Raw genomic sequence first — 21539 nt, forward strand, 5'->3', positions numbered from 1 at the left:
GGGGCTAGACAAGGCAAGGCGTCAAAACATGACGGATGACTTCAAGCCTTTCAGCATATGTATTGCCACAGGACACTACTTTTTGACGAGCTTTTTGACGTAGAAACTCGCACTCTCCATCTGTCATGGCCAGCGCCACACTAGCCCTGCCAGCCAAATCAGCCACTTGAGTAAAGTAGAACACCGCGTCCCCGTCCGGGCCGTAGAGCACCTGGTGATCCGGTGTGTCCTCCACCAGCAGCAGACCTCCGATCGCCGGCATCTCGTAGCTGCGCATCGAGTGCCCGTCCCGGTTCGCCCGGCGGACGAGGCAGAGATTCGCCCCGGCAGCAGCCACGATCTTCCGGCAGGTCTCCGCATCCGCATGACCGTGAGCGTAGGCGGCCAGATCGGGCTGTTCCTTCCAATATCCACCCCACAATCCGACCGGAACCCCGGCCTGGACGAGGGCACGCACCATCGCCACCCGGTCAGCATCCGCTCCGCCGATGAAGGCCACCAAGCCAGACCACCGACTTCGCTCCTCAGCACTGAGGCTCGCCGGAGGATGATGATCTTCCGGTGCATAGGCAAAAGGCAGATAGGACAAGCTTTGCACCCAATGCGCCCGCAGGTCGGCCTCATTGGCATGTCTCGGCGTGAAGACATGCCGGTAGCGCGGCAGTGCCCGCATGAACCACGGGGCGCGATGCTGGCGATTCCAAGGATCATCCGTCAGGAAATTGGCCACCGGAATACCCAGCGCGGCGATCTCTTTCAAAGCCGCCTCACTCACCGGGGCGATGCCTGTGACGAGCACCCAGTCAGGCCTGAACACCCGGCAGCGCTCGACCACCGCTGCACTAAAAGCGCCGAGCCGAGCAGGGCGATGCCCCAGCAGATGCCAGCAGGCGCGCCGCACCCAGACAGGGGCCGCATAGGCCTCGGCGAGGTCCATGAGCACCACCTCCCAGGAGAGGCTTTTCGCTGCGTTCAGGAAATGCAGCCCGACATGAGTCGGCTGTGGATTCCCAATGATGAGGAGGCGCGGCATCAGGGTCTCGATTTTTTCGTCACCAGCGCCCATGCCTGATTCAGGCCCTCAGCCGCATTGGTGATGGTGTAGTGCCCGACTTTCTCGCGGCAGCGCTGCCGCACAACGCTGCGGTCTTCCAAACTCCAGAGGGCGCAGCGCACCAAGGCGGCAGCGAGAGAACGACCATCTCCTGCCCGACACACCTCACCCGTCTCACCAGAGATCACCAGATCAGGCGCACAACCCACCGCATCACTGACCACCGCAGGCACACCGTGATGGAGGGCATCATTCACCACGAGGCCCCAAGTCTCCAACTCAAGACTGGGCAGCACCAAAACATCCGCCGCGTGGTACCAGGCACTGAGCCCAGACTGATTCACGAAGCCAGTGAAGTGGCAGCACACAACGGGAGCCTGCGCACAGTCCGTCTCCAGTGCTTCACGCCGCTCTCCCGCGCCGACGAAGACCAGATGCAGCCGTGCACGCAAAGCCTCGGGCAAGGCCCGGATTGCCGCTGGCAGGAGATCCACCCCTTTGCGCAGCGAGAGCTTCCCCGAAAACATCAGCACCCACGCATCATCGGGGATCCCTGCACTCCTCCGCGTCTCCGCGCGCAGAGTGGCACGCACCTCTTCCCCCGTCTGAAAAGCACTCGCATCCACGCAGTAGGGTGAGCGGATGAGACGGTCCGCAGACACACCGAGCCGCTGATAATGCCTGAGCGAGTTCTCACCCAGGTAGAGGCATGCTGCGCAGCGCCGGTAGAGACGGCGCAGCATCACATCCCGCAGCAGCGCACGCCACCACACACGCTTCGAGTGCGGCGCATCACTCGTCTCACCACGGAAGATCAGTGGCACCTTGTTTTTCATCGCCCAGCACAGCGCGGCACGATCCAGCGGATGATGATATCCCAGCGCCAGAAGTGCCGTGGGTTGCATGGCGTCCAACGCCGTCTCCAGTCCAGAAGCAGTGACACTTTCATAGTCAGCCGCCGCAGGCTGGAGCACCTGAGAGGGATAGCCCGCCAGCAGGTCCGCCTCCCACTGGAAGGATGCACCGAACTCCCGGTCCCGATACCCGCGCACGCTGAAGTCACCGCCGTAAATGACATGCAGCGGCACCCCACCGACTTCGTGGGCATAACGCCAAACCGGCGCGTGATACTGCACCGGATGCGTTTCGACGATGGTGAGTGAATGCTTCACTGCGGGATGGCGTGGAGGGTACCCCAGACGCCCTCGGGGTCAGGCCAGGGGCTGTCGAGATGCGTGATGGGAGAGCCATCGACACGCTGGATTCGGTAATTCCACCCTATCAGAAGGCGAGCCACCTCCATGTCCTGCTCGGGATTGTGGAGTTCCACCACGAGATGCGGGCGAAACCTGGCAATGGTCTTCTCTGCACCTTTGAGTAGGCGGCCTTCTGCACCTTCGACATCCACTTTAATGAGTCGCAATGAAGCCACTCCATTCCCCTCCATCAACTCATCCAGAGTCAGGCATGGTACGCTGATTTGAGTGCCAGCACTTTGGTCATGCGTTCCGCTGACATGGCTCGTCTTCGAGTTTTCCCCGAGCACAAAAGGGATCTCCCCCGCCCTGTCGAGCAGGCCACAGGCATGTATGCTGACTTGACGGAGTTGATTCCGATCGACATGCCAGCGCAGCTCCTCCACGACCTGCGGATGTGGCTCAAAGGCGTGAACCCTGCCCGTGGCACCCGTGAGCTTCGCGAGATAGAGAGTATGGACACCCCAGTTTGCCCCGGCATCCACCACCGTGTCTCCAGGCCTCACGACGGCGGCATAGATACGCTGGTTATCCTGTTCGTTGCCGGAGTAAAGTGCCGCCAGCCCCGTGTTGTCACTGCACTTGAACCACATGCCCTTCATCGGGCCGGTGAGGATGCGGTGGGCCGTCCCTGGACGATACCAGGTGGTCGAGAGTATTTTTTTGATAAGACCAAAGATCATGAGCTTGAGGTAGAGTCCGGTTGTTGCTGGATCAGTGCCAGCACAGGTGCGAATTGCTTTTCATAGTTCCACTCATCCCTGACGAGTCGATGTCCGCGCAGGCCCATTTCAGCCACCTCTTCGCGGTGATCGGCCATCCAGCGGAAGACATCGGCAAGACGTGCCGCGTCATTGATCGGGCAGGTCTTCGCGCAGCCCGTTTCGACGTACATCCGCTCCCACTCAGGGTCTGGTGGCACGATGAGGGCGATGCCCTGACTGAGATAATCAAAGGGCTTGTTCGAGGCACCCGCCATGTGCTGCATGTTAATGTCACCCTCATGAATGCGCAGCATGCAGAGGCCCACATGACACTCGGAGCCCAGACGCATGAGGTCTGCACGCTGAGGGATGGCACCCAGATACTCAAAGCGGTCCGCCACGCCGAGTTCCTGGGCTCTGGCGGCCAGCTTCTTCGCATAGTCGAGATGTCCGGCAGGCAGGTATCCCATCAGCCGCACTTGCACATCACGGCCACTGGCGGCGATGGCCTCCAGCACATAGGTGCCAAAGCGGTCGGGGACGATGGAGCCGTGGTAGAGTACCTTGAGGGGGCCGCCCATGCTTCGTGAGGGCATCACGGCGGGCACTTCATCCTCACCGGGGCAGTTCCAGACACAGAAGCTCTGTCCACACGTGTCCGTAGCCTGAGTGAAAGTGTCCAGGCGCTGTTGGTTCGGCAGGATGACGATGTCGGCACCACGCCCGAGCTGGAGGCGGGTGCGCAGCACATGCCTGAGGATGCGCGACTCCTTCATCATCCCCGGAGTTGGCGAGTCGTGCTCATGGTAGATCACCCGGCAGCGGGTCAGACGACGGATGAGTTCTGCCGCAGGCGTGGACAATGCATCCGAGGCATAGATCCATTGTGGACGCCAGCGCAGGACCCTCACCAGACACCAGAAGGTGAAAAAAACGTAGTGCAGCTTTTGAGTCAAACCCGGCTCCCGGTATTTGATGCGCCGCACATGCACACGCGGATGTGGAGCAAATTCCAGACTCACTGGACCGCTGCCCGTCAGCCCGCAAAACTCCACCTCCCAGCCTTCACGCGCAAACATCCGCGCGCTATGCTCCAGAGGCGGGTAGGAGCCTGGATTCGTGTATTGAATGTAGAGCACGCGCCGCCCGCGAGACCCTGGCGTGACTTGCAGTTTTCTGTCTCCGGCGCTGCAGTTCTCCTCCGCCAGTTGGAACCGCTGCTCCTGACAGCGGTGATGGCGCCAGACCTCCAGCATCGAATATCGCCGTTTGTGCGGGTGGTAGGAGATGGCGTTTGGAAGACTCTGGGCCAGCTCACGCAGCAGGACACGATAGGGGATCTCCTTCCGATGCCGCAAGACATGGCGCAGGGCTCGCACCCATCCCCAGGGCTGGGCGATGTATGGGAAGCGCAGGTAGGCCAGCAGCACTTCATTGCGAATCCATGGCAGCACCGTGTGCTCGTGATCCGCGTAGGGCCGGTCATGCCAGGCACGCATCCAAGGGCAGGAGAGGATCTCGAATCCGGCAGCATGAATCTGCAAAGACAGGTCCGCCTCTTCGACTCCATAAGCTGCCGGCACCGGCACGTAGCCGGGCAGTTGCAGATAGTGTGAGCGCCGGTGCACCGAGGCGCTGCCCTCAAACGAGCGTCCGGTCGATGCCTCCCACATCGGTCCCAGCACAGGCTTCTCCCGCAAATAAACTGCCGGGGACATCACAGCGACCCCAGGGAAAGCCTCCATCACCCTCATCGCCTGGGCGAAGTACTCGCGGTCCAGCGGCCAGGAGTCATCATCGAAACTGGCAATGATCTCACAGGCTGCCTCGTGAAACAGGCGATGCCTCCCGCCTCCAGGCCCCAGATTTTCCGTGGACGTGATCACCCGCACACTGACCGGAAGCCCCTGATAGACTTCTGGCGGCACCTGCCAGCCGCCATCCGCATGGACCAAGATTTCCTGCGGCAAGGGAACACAGCCACAGACGCGACGCAGTGTTTCACGCAGGGAGTCGGCATTTCCATACGCGGGTATGGCCACTGAAACGGGCACTGTCATCATTTCAGTCATCTTTGACATTCTTCATCTAAGTTAATCAGTTCGGTGTTGGCTTGAAGGCCACAAACTCTGCGCCGCCGCTCGTCTGCACAGGATGGGGATTCCGCTCTCCTCGAGCCCAGTCCTCCAGAGGCACGGTGATGTATCCCAGCTCATGCAAAAAGCGCTGCGCATCTCCTGGCACGGCCAGCGCGTTCGACTCCGCCCAGTCATTGAACTCAAAAAAGATGACCGGAGCTGGGGTCATCGCGAGCAGACGGCGCGCACCCCGGAACACACCCAACTCGAAGCCCTCCACATCCACCTTGATCGCATCCACCCGCGCCAACCCCATCTGCTCAGCCGCATCATCCAGTGAGATCGACTTCACCACCGCCGCGCTGCTGCCAAAGCGGTTCGCCAGAGAACCCATGCCAAACTTTGTCTCCGGCGCATCAAAGAAGCTCATCTCATCGCCTGAGCGTTCGGTGACGGCACGGTGAAACAGCATCAGCCCCGCGCTCGGTTGAGCCTGAGCATTCCGCTCCAGGCAGGAGAAAATGCGCGGAGACGCCTCAAAGGCTGCCACCCTGCCTCCGGGCACCAACCGATGCGCCGCCAGCAGGGAAAAGAACCCTACATTCGCCCCCACATCAAAGAACACCCCGTCAGGCTTCAGCACCTGAGAGAGCGCGCGGCACAGAAGTGGCTCATAGGTGCCATTCACGAGCAGGCTGGATGAGATCGGCTCACGCAATGAAGGAACGACAAAGCGAAACCCAAGCGCCTCGACCTCCGCTTCCCCCTGAGGGGCCAAACGGTCAATCAAGAGGCGTACCAGCCTGGACTTCCCAGGCAACGAGGCAGGGATCAATCGCAGGAGACGCAGGTAGGAGGAAGCTTTCATCAAGGAGCAGCAGGCAGTGAAAATGAGGGTGAAGTGAGATCGCGATAAACCTGATCCATCTGATGAGCGACCTCTCTCATCCGTGGCGGCACACTGACACCGCTGCGCAGCTGAGAGAGGCGTGTGGGCTCATCCACCAAGCGCTTGAGTTCATGAGCCCAGGCCGCGGCATTCCCAGGCTCGATGAGTAATCCATCCCGCTCATGCGTCACCCATTCAGCGACGCCTCCCAGGCGTGATCCAAGCACTGGCACTCCCGCTTCGAAAGCTTCAAGAACCACGAGCGGACCTGTCTCCAGCCAGATCGAGGGCACCGCCACCGCATCATAAGCGGACATCGTGCGCACGACATCGTCAGAAGAGACCGGAGGGTGAAGATGCACACGAGAGTCCAACTTCATCTGGTTCAGTAGAGGATTCATCGCCGCCTCCGCGCCCTCAGCACTGATCAAATGGCAGTGCAGTTCGAGTTTCAATTCCGACACTACACGAAGCGCCTCGACGAGCACCTGAAGTCCCTTCGTCCGATCCAGCCGTCCAAAAAACGCCACCCTCAAAGTCGCCCCCTCTCCGCGTCTCCGTGTCTCCGGATCTCCGCGTCTTCCCCCACCCGCCAGCCCATGCCTCACCACGTTCAAGCGCTCCACAGGCACACCATTCCGCAGCATCACTTCACGGCCCCACTGGCATAGAGCTACCACCCGCGTCATACCGCCAAGCCACTGATGCACAGCCGATGTGCGCCGCTGCATGAGAGGCCAAATGCGGAAAGGCACTCGCGCACTCAGCGCCTGAGCCGCCGGGGAAGCCACGGCCAGAACCCAGGACATCGGCTTGCTCACCCCCAAACCATGCAGCGTGCAGGCCGCACAGCGTAGCGGTGTCATCACCCCATCACAGGGCACTGAACCCCAACGCATCAGCGTGCCACGCCCGCAGGCCAGTGTCGGTGTGTGATAAGTGTACACGCAAGGAATGCCTCGTGCCCGCACCGCCTCCAGCCAGCGCACTGACACCGCCGGGCTGTAGGCGTGAAAATGAACTGCATCCGGTGTTGTCACATCCAGCACCTTTGAAAAAGCCACCGCAGACGCAGGCTCACCCGCCCCATAAAGCATCTCCTGAGTCATCTCTGAATCCATCGACACCCGATGCACCGGCACCCCATCCACAATCTCCGACGCATCCATCTCCCCCGGAGCAGCGATCTCATTTTCCCACCCCAACTCGGCAAGCTCACGCATCAACGCCCGCACATACACCTCCGTGCCACCGCAAGCCGCTGGATACCAAGTAAAGGGAACGTGGAGCAGCCTCACTCGAACTGTGGAAAACCCAACATCAACTCAAGCCGGAACAGCCAGCACATGGCCATACTGAACGATCCCCTCAACGGGCGAGCCATCCAGATGCGTCACCGCATAGCCGCAGCCGCGAAGGAAACTCAGCAAGCTCTCAGAGCTGCTGCCGCAGAGATGCCAGTTGTAGGGATGAACCTCGATCACGATCAGCCGCGGACGACGCGCAGGATCACGAAGCAGCCCGGTGCCACCACGCAGAGCAGCCTCCTCGTAGCCCTCGATGTCCACCAGCACCACATCAACCCGCCGCCCCTCACTGACACGATCCAGAGTCGTCATCACCACTTTCGGAGCCTCACTACCCTCCTCCGCAGGCCGCGCCACAGACTGCATGTCCTGGCTGTGCCACTCCGCCTCGCCTTCGCGATCTGAGAGTGCTTTGGCGATCACCTGAACGATGCCTTCCAACTGATTCAGCCGCACATGGGCACGCAGCACCTCCGCATTTTCCGGATCAGCTTCCACCGCCAGCACACAACCGCCAGCGCCTGCACGTTTGGCAAAGGCGATGGCGTAAAGACCGAAGTGCGCCCCGATGTCCACGATGCAATCCCCCCGCTTGATTCCCGGCAACACCCGCTTCCACACTTCCGGCTCATAGACTTCGGGCAGTGCCCGCCACTCCGGCAGGACACGGACCTCATCCATACCATTGATGACTCGCACGAGACCGCCAGAGCCTGCGCTCAAAGTGACCGCTCTCTGATAAAGCGGACGCAGCAGGCTCCAAAGCGGACTTAAATGCTTCAACCCTGGCAGATGCCGGACTCTCGTTGAGATGGATTCGATCAGATTCATAACGAAGAGGTAGGCGGAAGCGTTTTTGCCAGATGAATAGAAAACCTCGCCGCCGCTTCCGGTTTCAAATGGACCGGGTCGGCAAAATCATCCGAAGTTAAAGACCACTTCAAGGCGCTCATCACGGTCACTCCAGCCTGCTTTAGATGTTCCGCACGGGCAGTCCGGTAGTCCTGCCAGCGCTCGTCTTCTTCACACACAGCCACACGGTCTGAACTGAGCGGCATCTCCATCACGACAAGTGAAGAACCATGCTGGCGACATGCCGATACGATCCTGCGCAGCCCTGGAGAAAAAGGCATCTGCGGCTTTACTATCCCACGCATGACCTCATGTGCGGCCTCACGCTCGCTCTCCAGATACGGGTAGAACTTAAAATCACCCTCGTGTCCATCGGCTGTGGACTGCACGGCTGACATCCCGATCTCCCCCAGACTTCGGCGTAATTGCTCAACACGCACCCACAGGTTGGCTCTTCTCACCAGCATCGGCATGTAGCGCGTCAGACGCACCTTCAGCGACTCGGCAGTGGATAACTGATACACCTGCTGCGCACGCTCATGCGGCACGAAGTAGATCAGGTTCATCGCCCCGGAGAGGGAGGACCACGTAGGTGCTCCATTCCCTTCCAGATGGAGATCGTGGAAGCCCAGCACCACCTGCTTCACCTTGTTCCCCCTTGCAAAAAACTCCTCCAGCAGCAGGCACTCCTCCTCCGCGGACACGCCTCCGAGCGCCAGCTTCAGCACCCTCGCTTCAGCAAGTCCGGCGGCAGCAGCATAAGCTTTGGCATCAAAGCTCCGCGCCATCGTCGAGTTCCCCAAAAACATATGATCAAAATCACCGTTGGCAGGCAGGCCACGGATCAGTTCCTCGCCCTGTGAGCGCGCCAACTTTGCGACAACAATATTGAATGCCAGCACCACGATCAGCGCTGCCACGAATACTCGAAGCCATAAGCCTGCGCTCATTCTCGTTCACTTTTACTCTTTTCGCGCCAGCACCCACACTAGCGCAGTGTAGGATGGCCGCTGCATCGAAACTAGGATGTTCCATGGATGCCACTTAGCTGTTGGCACTTCCCGTCTTGTCCACCCCATCACATTAAACATCGGATCGAAGAGACTTCCCGCCCCTTCGGAGATTACCTCAGCAGCCCCACACATTTTTGCCAGTTCACCGAGGCCTTCCGGTGTGTAGCGCCAGTAGTCTCCGGGACCATGGTAGGGTGTGCGGAAACAGGTTGTGTGCAGCACCCAGCCCCCAGGTTTGGTCACACGCAGAGTCTCCTTCATTGCAGCCGATGGCAGCCCTTGGATATGCTCGAAAACCTGATCTGAAATCACAAGCTCAAAACTATTGTCGGGGTGAGGGAGATTGAGAATGTTCACCTCAGGATAGTTGGCTTCAGTGATATCCGTGAGCTTCGCCCCCATAATCGGTAAAAGATGACTAGAGTGGCTGATTGAAAGCACGGGGCCCTTGAACTGAAGGCCGCTGCATGCCGCCTCAATGCCACGATACATGCCATGCCTGGAAAAGCTGCGTTTCTTGGCAAACCCAAGCGTTGTCAGGTGGTAAAACAAGGTGCCGAAGGATTCGATCAAGGAGCGCATTTTCATGACATCAAGTGGGTTGGGAGGTTGAAATTGAAATGATTATCAAGCTATTCTGGCCTGCGGATAACAAAGAAAAATCCATGATCGGATACATCACGCCGCTCCTGGGTGCTCGGATCCCATGTGGCCAACGAATCCACTGATTCATCCGAGGTCGTGAGAAAAGGACGTTCACCTGCTACATTCACCACGAAATCATCAGTCAACAAGACGGGATGCACACGTCCCCAGGATTGGTGAAATAGACCGGGATGCCGCTCGCGAAAGCCGCGGCACCCATTCGGGGTATGCGCCACGACAAGCCCGCCTGGCCTCACCAAAGCCAGTTGATCACGCAGCGAAGCAGCCGGGTCAGGCACGTGCTCCAATACATGACAAGAATACACCATATCGTATCCACCTCCCAGGGATGTCAGCGATGAATGAACCTCCACGCCCAGACGGGCTGACGCCTTCGCCCTAGGTTCCGAAATCTCAAAACCCACCGCATCAAAACCTACCTGCTTGAGTTGCCAGGTCAGGTAACCCCAACTCGCTCCATAATCTAAAATGCGCGCCCCTGGCTTCAGCCCGAGCGCAGACAACGCTTTGATTTGGTGGCTGAAATCCTTGTCGCTTCCTGCAAAGCCGCTCCTCATCAGAGCTGACAGTTCATCATCACCTGGGCACTCCGTCGTCAGTCCAGGTTCCACATACTCATTCTGGTAAAACGCGGCCATGCCGGTCGAATCCTCGGTCGGAAATCGGAAGAGCATCCCACACTTCAAACATTCATGCAGCGTATGGAAGTACTTCCTGTCGATATTGGATGAAGAGAGTGTGCCACAGCAGGGGCAGACGGATCGGCTGGTAAAGCGTCCCACCAAACCGCTTAGCCAATAGCTGGCCTTCACCCGCAAAGAATAGTTGCTCATTTGGATATGCTAGAAGTCGATATAGATAAATTTCGAGGTCTGTCCGCCGAAGATCAGGATGATCACAAGCAGCAATCCCCACCAGAGACCAAGAACCAACTGGAACCAGCCGTTCTGAAGCAGAACGTGCTCCAGATCGCGGCTCCCGCCGATCCTTTCCAGCCACTCACATATGCGTCTGAGTTTCATGACTTCACCCCAAGATCACTCGTTTCATCCACAGCAGCGCCGTCGGCAGATCCATGGCAAAGAAGGCCCAGCCCAGATTCACACTGACGAAGGTAAGCACGGTACTGGCCGCGTTTTTCCATGCTGGAGCCTCGCTTGTGACAGGCCGACATGCACGCCACAGGCGATGAGTCACAAGCAGCAACCCATGATACAGGCCCCAGACGACGAAGTTCATTGATGCTCCGTGCCACAAACCGCTGATCAGCATCGTCAGCAGGATGTTCCGGCAAATCAACGGCAGCCGCACGCGTGAGCCACCCAGCGGAATGAAAAGGTAGTCCACCAACCAGCGGTAGAGGGAGATGTGCCAGTGCGTCCAGAACTCGGCGATGTTCCGCTGAAGGTAAGGCCAGTCGAAATTCTCCTTCACCCGAAGGCCAAAGAGCCGAGCGGACCCGATGGCGATGTCCGAGTAGGCGGAGAAGTCCGCATAAATTTTGATCCCGTAGGAGAAGATCCACAGCAGAAGCGTCCAACGCGGAGCCACGGCCACATCCGCCGCATTCAGATGATCCGTGAAGGTCGTCAGCAGATCGGCAATCGCCAGCTTCTTCGCCAGTCCGGCCAGGATGCGAGTGATCCCGTGCAGCCAATCTCCGCTCATGTCCTGCGAGGGAGCGCGCAGCGTCTCCAGCCAGTCCTGGAAGCGCTTGATTGGCCCCGCCACCATCGTTGGGAAAAACAGGAAGAAGCTCACATACTCGAGAAACGTCCCGCGCTCCGTTTTGCCGCGCCAGCGGTCCACTGCGTAATGAATGAACTCGAAGGTGAAGAAGGAAATGCCCAGCGGCAGAAACGCGCCGCTCCATCTGAACTCCGAAAGCCCGGCCAGCCCGACCCCAAAGTTCCAATACTTGAAGGCAAATAGTATGAGCAATGCCAGACCCACGCCCGCCAGGCACCAGCGTGATCCTTCGCGGTACAACCTGCTGAAAGCTGCCTCCCATAGAAACAAACCCAGACAAAGCGCCCCAGCCCAGCCCCCCACAGCCGTGACCGAAAACCAGACGAAGAAGATCGCCCCAGCCAGCACGAGCAGCCACTGACGTGCCACGCCTGTCAGTAAACGAAAGCCGAACGCCGAGACGGCCAGGAGCAGGTAATACTCGGGCGTGTTGAAGATCATGTCTCATGCCTCAGCCTCCGTGTCACCCAGGCCTGCCGCCATCCATCCACCGGACGGTCGAAGTAGCGGTAAAGTACAACCGTCACCACCAGCATGGTCAGCCACTGCAAAGGCAGGGAGGCCGACTTGATCAACATCGATGCACCGCGCAGCCATTGCTCAAAAAACACATCCACGAACTTCTGCACCAGATACAGCGGGTAGGAGGCAGCTCCCAACGCACGATCCCAGGCGTTCGAGGGTTGAAGGCAGGAGGCAAGCGCCGCTGGAGCCCCGAGCAGGGCCAGCACACCATCGCGCCCATCATGCAAACCGAGCATCCACGGGCAGCCGAAAGTCATCCCCGCACGATCCAGCACAAAATACACGCACACCGCCAGAAGCCCTGCCGCAAACAGACCGAGTGAAACCTTCGCCAGCATCGGTCCTGGACGCCATCCAGTCACTTGCATCATCATTCCAGCACCGAAGAAGCCCATGAATTGCAGCACCAACGCAGGCCAAGGATGAATGGAAAAGGAATACATCGCTCCCAGCGCTAAACAGCCCAGCCAGCCTGCCAAGGCCGGGGCTCTCCGCCATCCCGGCATCAGCATCAGAAGCAACGGAGCCAGCAGATAGAACTGAAACTCGTAGTCGAGTGACCAAGCTGAAGTCAGCAGGCGGTAGTTCGTAGCCGATCCCAGTAAAAGTGCCGCATGCATGATCCAGCCACCTTCACTCATCAGAGCCCACTCCTCCGCCGTACAGCGTTCCGTCAGCCAGGCGATCAAGAGCGTCACGATGTAGCAAAACCAGTAGATCGGCAAAAGCCTCCAGGCCCGGCTCACTACAAAGGTAAGATATGCAGCTTTCGTTCGCACATATCTTTCCTGCCACATCCTGGCGATCCAGTAACCACTCAGGATGAAGAACAGCAGCACTGCCGACTTCCCGATCGGCGGCCCAGCCGTGTGGGAGAAAGCCACCAGCCCCGCCAGCATCATGCGAAAGGCCCCGGGGCTCATGCTGCCATTCTCCTTTTCATTCCGAGATAAAGGCGGGGTGATAACAATGTGGCCAGCCAGAGCCTTGGAAGTTCAAAGTTAGTCAGCAGCAGTTTCGGGTCATGACACATCGCCGCCCCGAGACAACGACGGGCATCCTTCAGCATACCGAACCCAAAATACTTCACCCCTAGCATTCGATACTGTCGGGCAAACACCTCCGCCTTCAGCCGCCCATGGCTTGGGCCAAAGTTCTCCTTCGCAAAGATCTCCTCCAGATTCAGAAAGGTGATCGTCTCCCCATACTTCTGGCGGATCATGTCCTTGTGCATGTTCCCCGGATGCAGGCGGTAGTTCGCCAGCACTTCATCCACGAAGGCGAAGTCCCACTTGCGAGCCATGTTCAGCGTCCAGTACCAGTCACAAAAATTCCGTCCCGCAGGCACCGGCAGTACATCACCCCATGCCTCCCGACGAGCGATCATCGTCGCCGCCGGGATGAAGTTGTCATACATCAGCGGCACCAGCTCACGGGTGATGGCCGGACGCCCTTGGCGGCGGGATGCCACCTCGGCGGTTCCACCGTTGAATCGGCCCTCCTCATCCATGAAAGCCACATCACCATACACCAGCCCCACGTTTGGATTCTCGCGCAAGACCGGCAGTGTCCGCTTCAGGTACTGCGGGCAGTATTCATCATCCGAGTCGATGCGGGCGATGTAGCGCCCACGCGCTCTCGCCATCGCGATGTTCACTGAGGCAGCCGCATTTAGATTCACTTCATTCCGCAGGTAGATCAGCCTCGGATCATCGAAGCTGCGCACCACCTGCTCCGTGCCATCCGTGGAGCAGTCGTCGATGACGATCACCTCCATCGTCGGTGCCTCTTCGAGAGTAAAAATGGAACGCAGACACGCGGCGATGTAGCGCTCCGTGTTGTAAGCGTTGACGATGATGCTGAGTTCCGGCGGCTCCATCATGATCCCGTCTCCACGCTCAGGAAACAATCCCGCCAATGCGTGGCGGTGATGCGTCCCGTGCGCTGCAATCCTTCCGGTGTGATCGAGTGTGCTTGATAACCCAGTTCGGACAAAATTTTCACACCATTGAGTTCCGCTTCAAACTCCGGCAGCACCTCGATCACCAGATCGGGCTTCCATCGAGACAGCACCGGAGCCAGAGCCTCCAGCACCACCGCCTCGAAGCCCTCCGTGTCGATCTTCACAAGCACACGCTGGTGATCCTCCAGCAGTGTGGAGAGCTGATCCGCACCGATCACCGTCACGGCGGACTTCTTCACCGTCTGGGAAAACTGACGGGCAAAGGACTCCACGAGCGAGCCATTCGTCAGGTGCCCCTCGGGCTCAGTGAAGAGGGCAAATCCTGAGTCCTTGCCGACGGCACAGTTAAAGACCTGCACGTTATCAAGATCGTTGCGTTCCACATTCTCCAACAGCCGACCAAACACCTTCCGCGAGGGATCAAAGGCATACACCTTGCCCCGCCCGGCCATGCGTTTGCCGAACCAGCAGGTGAAGACGCCGACATTCGCGCCGATGTCCACCACCGCATCGTAGCGCGAGATCACACTATCGAGAAAGTCAAAGACCTCATGCTCGTAGGACAGCTTTCCGCCCAGCACTGCTTCAAAGTCGAACTCCCCCTGATGAGGATGCAGCCAGAGCTTCACATCACCCGCCAGAGTGACTTCGCGGGCAGGCAACCGCAGCGTTCCCCAGTCAGCCGAGCTGAGTGAGTTCAGCACCTGCTGGCGTCTGAAGAGCGGCAAAGCTGACGTCAGATGATGCAGCATCCCGAGATAGACACGCGCACACCATGGAAGGCGTGAAAGCAGGTCGTGAAAGGCACTGGCGAGTGATTTGATCATGCGTGTTGGGCTTCAAGAGCGGCCTTCACTTCAGCAGTTCTGAACATGGCAGTTTCGAAGATGCGCCCGATCACTGCGATCTCAGCCTCACCCACTGCTGTTCCCGTGGGCAGCGCCAGCACCGTTCGGGTGAGGATCTCGGTGTTCGGCAGACGGTGGCCCGCATCCGGCTGGAGTGTCTGATAGGGCTCCATGCGATGCACACCAGGATAGAAATACTTCCGCGCCATCACGTTCTCGGCGTGCAGCACCGCCACGAGTTCATCACGGCTGAGTCCAGCCTGCGCCTCATCCACCTCCACGATCACATACTGGCAGTTCGGCTCCGTGGCAGGATCGTAGCGATATAGTCTCAGCCCAGGCAGCTTCGAGAGCTGAGTTTCATAAGCCTGCCAGTTCGCCCGATTACGCGCGATGATCTCCTCCAGACTCTCCAGGCAGGTCAGTCCCATCGCTGCATTGAACTCATTCATCTTCGCGTTGGTGCCCAGCGTCACCACTTTGTCATAACCCGCGAAGCCAAAGTTCCGCATCAAACGCAGCCGCTGGGCGAGGTCATCGTCATTCGTCGTGATAGCCCCACCTTCGCCGCTGTTGATGAACTTCGTGGCATGAAAACTAAACACCTCTGCCGCGCCAAAGTGACCGACCTTTTTCCCACCCAGGCTGGTGGAAAAAGCATGCGCGGCATCGAAGAGGATCGGCAGACCATGCTTTGCCGCCAGGGCCTCCAGTTTAGGCGTGGCCTGGCACGCACCCCAGAGATGCACCGGCATGATGGCCACTGTCTTGTCTGTCAGGCAGCCCTCCACGCTTGCCGCAGTGAGTTGATGCGTCGTGAGATCCACATCGGCAAAAACCACGGTGCATCCACACCAGGCCGGCACATGCGCCGTAGCCACAAAGGTGAAGCTGGGAACGATCACCTCTCCTCTGCGATCTCCCACCACCGCGCGGAAGGCGAGTTCGAGGCCGATGGTCGCATTGCTCACCGCGATCACATGGCGCACGCCGAGCAGTTCCTGAAGCCGCGCCTCGAACTGCTTCAAGATCACGCCATCATTCGAGAGCCAGCGCCGGTCCAGCGCTTCTTCGGCGAGCTGGAGAAAGCGGCGCTTGTCGCCGATGTTCGGCCTGCCGACATGCAGCGGCTGGTCAAAGGCGGGCTTCCCACCGAGGAGAGAAAGAGTCATAGTCACGGAGGATTGGAGACGGACGCCTGATGAATCTGTGCCCGATGCTGCGTCTCTAATTCCAAGAGCTTGCGCTCACGAGAACGGATAAGTTTAGCTGGCACCCCGCTGTAGATGCCGAAGGGCTCACAGTTCTTGAGAACCAAAGCAAGCGCACCAACCGCAGCGCCTTCACCAAGAGTGACACCTGGGAGAACCACCGCCCCAGCACCAATGATGCAATGCCGCCCGATATGCACAGGACGATGATCTACCTTGGTGAACTCGGCAGGCACCATCGGGTTCGTCATCGCATTGCCGGTGTAGTCATCGCTGCTGGAGTAAACCGCGACACGGGAGGACAGGCCCGAGTAGTCTTCCATTTCGATTTTCTCCTGTCCGATCAGCGAGCAAAAGCAGGCGATGTGGATGAAACTGCCAAGGCGAATACCCGCAGCACCAGCCGAAAGAATGCAGAAGTCATCAATGCGCACATGGTCGCCGATATGAATGCGTGAGGCTCCATAGATTGAGGCCTTTTCCGAGATGAGCACATTCTGCCCCAGCGAGGCAAAGCCCATCTGTTCGAGCTGGGATGGTTTAAGGAAGCCCATGGAATGAAGTAAATAATTGGCTACGAAGCCAGTGCCTGCACGCTGCGTGTCACACGCGCACGACGGAGCCGCTCGAAGGGGCGCTCCACCACGATCACGACCAGGATCGCAGAGATGATGCAGGCCGCAGCTATCAGATTGCCATCATGAATCCCCGCGTGATGCGTCAGCAATCCCTGCACGGGCAGATGCAGGAGATACAGCGGATAGGAGATGTCACCGATCAAGCGGTCGCGACGATTGTCCTTCGTGCAGGCAAACATCCATGGCAACGAAGCGGCAACGATGAGGAATAGAATAGGCTGCGGCACATGCTCGCCATACCACGGGTAAAAGCACACAAGCGCCCAGTTTAGGCCGACCAGCAGTCGCGGCCAGACTTTCTTGTCAGCTCCTGCTACGTCCAGTTTCCACCGGCGATAAAGCTGACATGCCCAGATGCCAGTGATGAAAAAAAGTAGCTGTGCTGGGAAGAAGAAATAAGGATAACGCCCCAACGAATGCTCGATCCAAAGACGGCAGGTCAGTGATATGAGGAAAAGGCCCACGAGCCAGAACCAACGGAAGCGCACAAGGAAAGGTACCAGCAGATAAAACCAAATCTCGGTGCCAATGGACCACGCAGCTCCGAGTGTCCGAAAGGAGTGCATCCAGGTCATCCCACCTTCGGTTTCAGCCGGTGGATTCGAAGGGAACATGAAGCGCGCTCCCTCGGCAGCAGAGTAGTAGCAGTTGGAAAAAATGTCAGTGCCCACGAGCAGCCAGTTCGTGGCGATAAGCGACAGCTTCACGCTCCATGACATCGTCGCATAAGTTTCCATCCACTTGTTTCCAGGAACATGATCAATGACAATCCATGTGAGAAAACAAATAGCCCAGAGCCCCAGCGTCACCGCCAAAAAGGCCGGGTAGAGCCTCAGCGCACGGTTGCTGTAAAAGAGCATTAACCCTCGTGCCCCAAGTCCATAACGTTCTCCCAGAACCAGCGTCATGTAGAAACCTGAGATCATGAAGAAGATCTGCACAGCCACATCACCAGGATACAAAGTGCTGCCAAGAATCGCCGAGCCATGACTGGCGACGACTGAGAGGGCTAGGAGAATGCGGAGAACTCCCATCAGCTTGGTGATTGAACTTCCTCCGTCATAGGCAGGCGCTGCGTTTCACGCAGCCACTCGACACAACCTACCTGCCCATCGGTCAGAGACACGAGCGGTTTCCAGCCGAGTTGCTGGCCAGCCTTGGCTGAACTCAGGCGAGGTCCGGTCACGCCAAAAATGTCTGCCGTCCATGCCGCAGGCTGCGGACGAGCCGCTGCTGGCTTGAGAATGTATTCCACTGACGGGCGCATGGCCTGCACTCGCTGATGAGACTGCGGAAAAAGTCGGGTGAACTGTTCTTTCAACCATCCCAGCAGCGGATGCGCAGAGATCTCCGCCATCAGTCCAGGGGACATCAAAACGGCCCTGGCCACACTGCCCAACGTGCTGCGCCGCTGCGCCACCTGAGTTGTGGGTGCCTTCGTGTCCACTTCATGAATCCTGTCCAGCCAGGGCTGCACCATCGGAGTGAAGAACTCCCGCCAAGTCGTCTGTCCATCCACGATCAAGAAATCCTGTGCATGTGCCTCGGTGCGCGATGCTGCGAGAATGGCAGCATCCACGAGATTGCTCACATGGACGTAGTTGCACGTTCCCTTGCCGCCATCGAACCAGGCAAAGGTGCCCGCTTTAGCCATCTCAGACGCAGTGGCGCAGAAGAGCCCACCACGCGGGCCATACACCGCACCCGGAGCGATGAGGCTCACCCGCATCTTCTTTTGCGCACGGGCAAAGGCCAGCGTCTCCGTGTGCATCTGCGCTTTGGATTCACCGTAGTCGGCGAGCGCTGGGCGCATCGGGCTGGACTCATTCACGTCGCTATCGTATGCGCCCCAAACACTGCCAGTGCTGAAGACGACCATACTCTCCACGCCCTCGGCTTCGCAGGCGAGCAGCATGTTTCGCGTGCCCTCCACGGTGATCTTTGCGGTCTCGGCACCACCGGTGCCGTAGGCCAGATGAAACACATGCCGGGCACCGCGCACCACCTTGCGGCAGCTTTCCAGATCCAGCAGATCATAGCGCCGAAGACTGACTGGATAGCGTGCCGCATTCGCCGCACTGCGGAAGCTGCGCACCGGCACCACAATCTCTGTCATTCCCAATTCGGTGAGCCGCTCGATGAGGTGACCGCCGACGAAACCTGTGCCACCCGTGACGACGACAGGTGCGGCTGGCAGCTGCGGTCTTGCATGAGATCCGGCATCGACAGCCCTCGGCTTCTGATAAGCCCACTCGATGAGTTCCTGCGCATGTGCGGCCTGGGAAGCAGTGACTAGAGACTGGGAAGCGCCATCGACTCCGCGCAGCGCACGGTCAAAGAGCCAGAACTGCTCCACGAAGCAGGCATCAAACGTTAGCTGCCAGTCACCGGAAGCGAAGGCCTGTTGCGGTTTCACCTCAGCCTGGATTTGTCCGTCGCTGGAGATCCAATGAGCAGCCGTGACATCTGACTTGCGCATCTCCAGCACACCACGAGTGCCGACCACCCGCAGGGCGTTTTTTAACGCATGAGTCCAGGAGATGCGCAGCGCCACGGGCTGACCTTCCTGAGTTTGCAGACGGTAATCGCAGTTCACCTCCACACCGCCCATGGCATCGTCGTGATAGTCGCGAGGTTCGAGCTGACCAAAGAGCCACTCCAGGCAGTCGAGGAAATGCACTCCCATGCCGAGAAGCACGCCGCCTTGGTCTTTGCGGAAGACAGTGTCCGTGTCCGAAGGCCAGAGGAAGACGCCGCCATCTTCAAGTTCGATGCTTTGAATCTCTCCCACCATACCCGCCGCCAGCCCCTGGCGCAGAGCCGTGAGACTGGGCAGGTAACGGCGCACCATGCCGACGAAAATGGGTTTGCCGCAGTGCTTCGATGTCTCATCCAGCTCGCGGCATTGTGCGGCAGTCATGGCGAGAGGCTTTTCACAGAGCACCGGCAGTCCCGCTTTCAAAGCGCGCTGGCTGGCATCGAAATGCAGACTGTTCGGCAGGGCGATGAGCACCGCGTCATGGTCAGTGACCAGAGCGCCGCCGAGCACTTCCTCGTATCCAGCACTCAGCACCCGGACTTCGGGAAATCTCCGCCGCACCTCGGACGCGTTTTTTTCAAATGGCTCCACCACCGTGCAGCCGGACAGCCAGCCCAGCACCCGCAGCGCTGGAAGGTGACACTCGGTGACAATGGCACCTCCTCCTAAAATGAGCAGTCTCATCATGTTTGATCCAATCAGGCGGCCTGCCGTTTGAGCCTGCCGAGCAGACGCCCCACGAGGGGAATCTGGGTGAGATGACAAAGGCGGCGATAGCCCCAAAAGCACGACGCCAAAAACACCACGGCACCAGGAACGAATCCCCAAGGTGCAGGAACGAGCAGGAAGCCAGCGCCAGTCATTCCCAGCGCCAGAAACCCGAGGCCGATGACCTGCCAGGCATCACGGCTCCAACGGAAACCCGTGAGGCTGCGGGCAGCACTCAGATTCACCAGAGTGAAGACCGCGAAACTGAGAATGGTGGCATAGCCGCAGGCATTTAGACCCAGCCGGGGAAGCCCAACCCAAAGCGCCGTCAGTTGGGCCAGAGTGGCGGCCACATTCGTCCACAGAAACCGTGAGTCCCCGTTTGCCATAAGCAGGAAGCTCAGCGGCCAGGAGATCAGCCGACCAAAGACACCCACAGCCAGCCATTTCAACAGCTCGGCGGCAGGTCCGAAGTTCGAAGCATAGAAAACTGGCATCAGCAGCGGAGCAAAACAGATCGTCCCCACCACGCCAGGAATGCCGATTAGCAGCGCCACGACGGTCTGCTCATTCACGAGGCGGTTTACCGTGCCCGAATCGGAGACCGCTGCGCTCAATCGAGGCAGGAAATCCGTGCCCATCGCTCCGAGAATGTAACCCGCATAAAGCCCTGAAAGCCCCTCTGCCGCCTGGAAGAAGCCGAGTGCGGATTCATCCAAGGAACGCAGGATCAGGACTCGTTGCAGATAACTACTGATGCTCACCATGAACCCGAGCACAACCATGGTCCCACCGAAGCGGAAAAGCCGCCCCGCAACCTCACGTGAGTAGCTGGCAGATGGATCAGCGTAGCTCTGCGACAGTTGCCGCGCGAAGTGACGAGTCAGCAGCCACTGCACGACGGCTCCTGCAATCAGCGCTGGGACGATCCCTCCCTGCCTCCACATGGCAAAGCAACTGAGACTGACCACCGTGCCCACCAATCCACCGACGACATTGAGTTTGGCAAGACGCCCGATCTGCTGAGCGCTCTGAATCAGCACCGCATCACAAGTCGTCAGCATGGAGCACATGACCATGCTGGAGAGACACAGGATGGAGAAGGCCTGGGCTCCATCACCAAAGGTGAGGTGCGAAACCGGAATGCAGAGCGCCGCCAGAGCCACGGTGCCGCCGATGCCAAGCCAGAGGCTGACACGCCGGAAAGTCGCCACCGCCGTCTTCAATCGCAGTTCATCACCACTGCCGCGCGCTTCAGCGATCTCGCGGACGCCGCTGTAATTCATCCCCATGCCCGAGAGTGTGGTCGTCATGGAAATGATGGACTGAAACATGCCCATCAAACCCAGCCCGCCCGGCCCCAGCAAAAGAGCCACACATTTCACCCGCACCATGCCCAGCAGCACATTGATGGCCGTGGCACCGCCGAGCAACGAAGTGGCCTTCAACACGCTGCGGTAGGAGCGGCTGGAGTCCACCGCACCGTCCGTGCTCGAGCTGGCGCATGTTGTCGGATCAGTCATTAGGCCTAGATTCTCT

At 59.0% G+C, this 21539-nt stretch carries 20 protein-coding genes; all 20 read right to left on the bottom strand.

All coding sequences use genetic code 11. The features are described from left to right. Positions 1–4: 4 nt before the first annotated feature. From AC6FTP_RS08355 to AC6FTP_RS08450, 20 genes are read right to left on the bottom strand one after another with little or no spacing between them, the layout of a single operon-like run. A complete protein-coding gene (locus AC6FTP_RS08355; protein ID WP_497206453.1) occupies positions 5–1033 on the bottom strand; it encodes a CgeB family protein in 1029 nt (342 codons plus the stop codon). Further along, positions 1033–2226 carry a glycosyltransferase family 4 protein gene (locus AC6FTP_RS08360; protein WP_497206454.1) on the bottom strand — a complete coding sequence of 398 codons (1194 nt, stop codon included), beginning with the start codon at positions 2224–2226 and terminating at the stop codon, positions 1033–1035. The genes AC6FTP_RS08355 and AC6FTP_RS08360 overlap by 1 nt, the downstream gene beginning before the upstream one ends. Further along, positions 2223–2993, bottom strand: coding sequence for an FkbM family methyltransferase (locus AC6FTP_RS08365; protein WP_497206455.1), 771 nt, complete (start codon positions 2991–2993; stop codon positions 2223–2225). The genes AC6FTP_RS08360 and AC6FTP_RS08365 overlap by 4 nt, the downstream gene beginning before the upstream one ends. Further along, positions 2990–5095 (bottom strand): glycosyltransferase, encoded by a 2106-nt coding sequence (locus AC6FTP_RS08370; RefSeq protein ID WP_497206456.1) that lies wholly within the window; start codon positions 5093–5095, stop codon positions 2990–2992. The genes AC6FTP_RS08365 and AC6FTP_RS08370 overlap by 4 nt, the downstream gene beginning before the upstream one ends. Before the next feature lie 16 nt (positions 5096–5111). Further along, positions 5112–5960, bottom strand: a complete 849-nt coding sequence (locus AC6FTP_RS08375; protein ID WP_497206457.1) for an FkbM family methyltransferase — start codon at positions 5958–5960, stop codon at positions 5112–5114. Next, positions 5960–7279 carry a glycosyltransferase gene (locus tag AC6FTP_RS08380; RefSeq protein WP_497206458.1) on the bottom strand — a complete coding sequence of 440 codons (1320 nt, stop codon included), beginning with the start codon at positions 7277–7279 and terminating at the stop codon, positions 5960–5962. Before AC6FTP_RS08380 ends, AC6FTP_RS08375 begins: the two co-directional genes overlap by 1 nt. 27 nt (positions 7280–7306) lie before the next feature. Continuing rightward, a complete protein-coding gene (locus AC6FTP_RS08385; RefSeq protein ID WP_497206459.1) occupies positions 7307–8119 on the bottom strand; it encodes an FkbM family methyltransferase in 813 nt (270 codons plus the stop codon). Beyond that, positions 8116–9060, bottom strand: a complete 945-nt coding sequence (locus AC6FTP_RS08390) for a hypothetical protein (protein ID WP_497206460.1) — start codon at positions 9058–9060, stop codon at positions 8116–8118. Before AC6FTP_RS08390 ends, AC6FTP_RS08385 begins: the two co-directional genes overlap by 4 nt. 42 nt (positions 9061–9102) lie before the next feature. Beyond that, entirely contained in the window at positions 9103–9741 is a 639-nt protein-coding gene (locus AC6FTP_RS08395; RefSeq protein WP_497206461.1) for a methyltransferase domain-containing protein, read from the bottom strand. Between the two features lie 44 nt (positions 9742–9785). After that, entirely contained in the window at positions 9786–10652 is an 867-nt protein-coding gene (locus tag AC6FTP_RS08400) for a class I SAM-dependent methyltransferase (RefSeq protein ID WP_497206462.1), read from the bottom strand. 9 nt (positions 10653–10661) lie between these two features. Beyond that, positions 10662–10841 (bottom strand): hypothetical protein, encoded by a 180-nt coding sequence (locus AC6FTP_RS08405; protein ID WP_497206463.1) that lies wholly within the window; start codon positions 10839–10841, stop codon positions 10662–10664. Between the two features lie 4 nt (positions 10842–10845). Further along, the gene (locus tag AC6FTP_RS08410) at positions 10846–12009 is read right to left on the bottom strand and encodes an MBOAT family O-acyltransferase (protein WP_497206464.1); all 1164 of its coding nucleotides are present in this window, start codon (positions 12007–12009) and stop codon (positions 10846–10848) included. Continuing rightward, complete coding sequence (locus AC6FTP_RS08415; protein WP_497206465.1) at positions 12006–13016, bottom strand: acyltransferase family protein; 1011 nt, start codon at positions 13014–13016, stop codon at positions 12006–12008. Before AC6FTP_RS08415 ends, AC6FTP_RS08410 begins: the two co-directional genes overlap by 4 nt. Further along, positions 13013–13975 (bottom strand): glycosyltransferase family 2 protein, encoded by a 963-nt coding sequence (locus AC6FTP_RS08420; RefSeq protein ID WP_497206466.1) that lies wholly within the window; start codon positions 13973–13975, stop codon positions 13013–13015. The genes AC6FTP_RS08415 and AC6FTP_RS08420 overlap by 4 nt, the downstream gene beginning before the upstream one ends. After that, positions 13972–14883, bottom strand: coding sequence for an FkbM family methyltransferase (locus AC6FTP_RS08425; protein WP_497206467.1), 912 nt, complete (start codon positions 14881–14883; stop codon positions 13972–13974). Before AC6FTP_RS08425 ends, AC6FTP_RS08420 begins: the two co-directional genes overlap by 4 nt. Continuing rightward, complete coding sequence (locus AC6FTP_RS08430) at positions 14880–16076, bottom strand: DegT/DnrJ/EryC1/StrS family aminotransferase (RefSeq protein ID WP_497206468.1); 1197 nt, start codon at positions 16074–16076, stop codon at positions 14880–14882. Before AC6FTP_RS08430 ends, AC6FTP_RS08425 begins: the two co-directional genes overlap by 4 nt. A 2-nt stretch (positions 16077–16078) precedes the next feature. Beyond that, a complete protein-coding gene (locus AC6FTP_RS08435) occupies positions 16079–16636 on the bottom strand; it encodes an acyltransferase (RefSeq protein WP_497206469.1) in 558 nt (185 codons plus the stop codon). Between the two features lie 53 nt (positions 16637–16689). Further along, complete coding sequence (locus AC6FTP_RS08440; protein ID WP_497206470.1) at positions 16690–17787, bottom strand: acyltransferase family protein; 1098 nt, start codon at positions 17785–17787, stop codon at positions 16690–16692. Then, positions 17787–19979 carry an NAD-dependent epimerase/dehydratase family protein gene (locus AC6FTP_RS08445; RefSeq protein ID WP_497206471.1) on the bottom strand — a complete coding sequence of 731 codons (2193 nt, stop codon included), beginning with the start codon at positions 19977–19979 and terminating at the stop codon, positions 17787–17789. Before AC6FTP_RS08445 ends, AC6FTP_RS08440 begins: the two co-directional genes overlap by 1 nt. An 11-nt stretch (positions 19980–19990) precedes the next feature. Next, positions 19991–21523 (bottom strand): oligosaccharide flippase family protein, encoded by a 1533-nt coding sequence (locus AC6FTP_RS08450; protein WP_497206472.1) that lies wholly within the window; start codon positions 21521–21523, stop codon positions 19991–19993. Positions 21524–21539: the final 16 nt, after the last annotated feature.

This window comes from Prosthecobacter sp., from assembly GCF_044378005.1.
GTDB lineage: Bacteria > Verrucomicrobiota > Verrucomicrobiia > Verrucomicrobiales > Verrucomicrobiaceae > Prosthecobacter.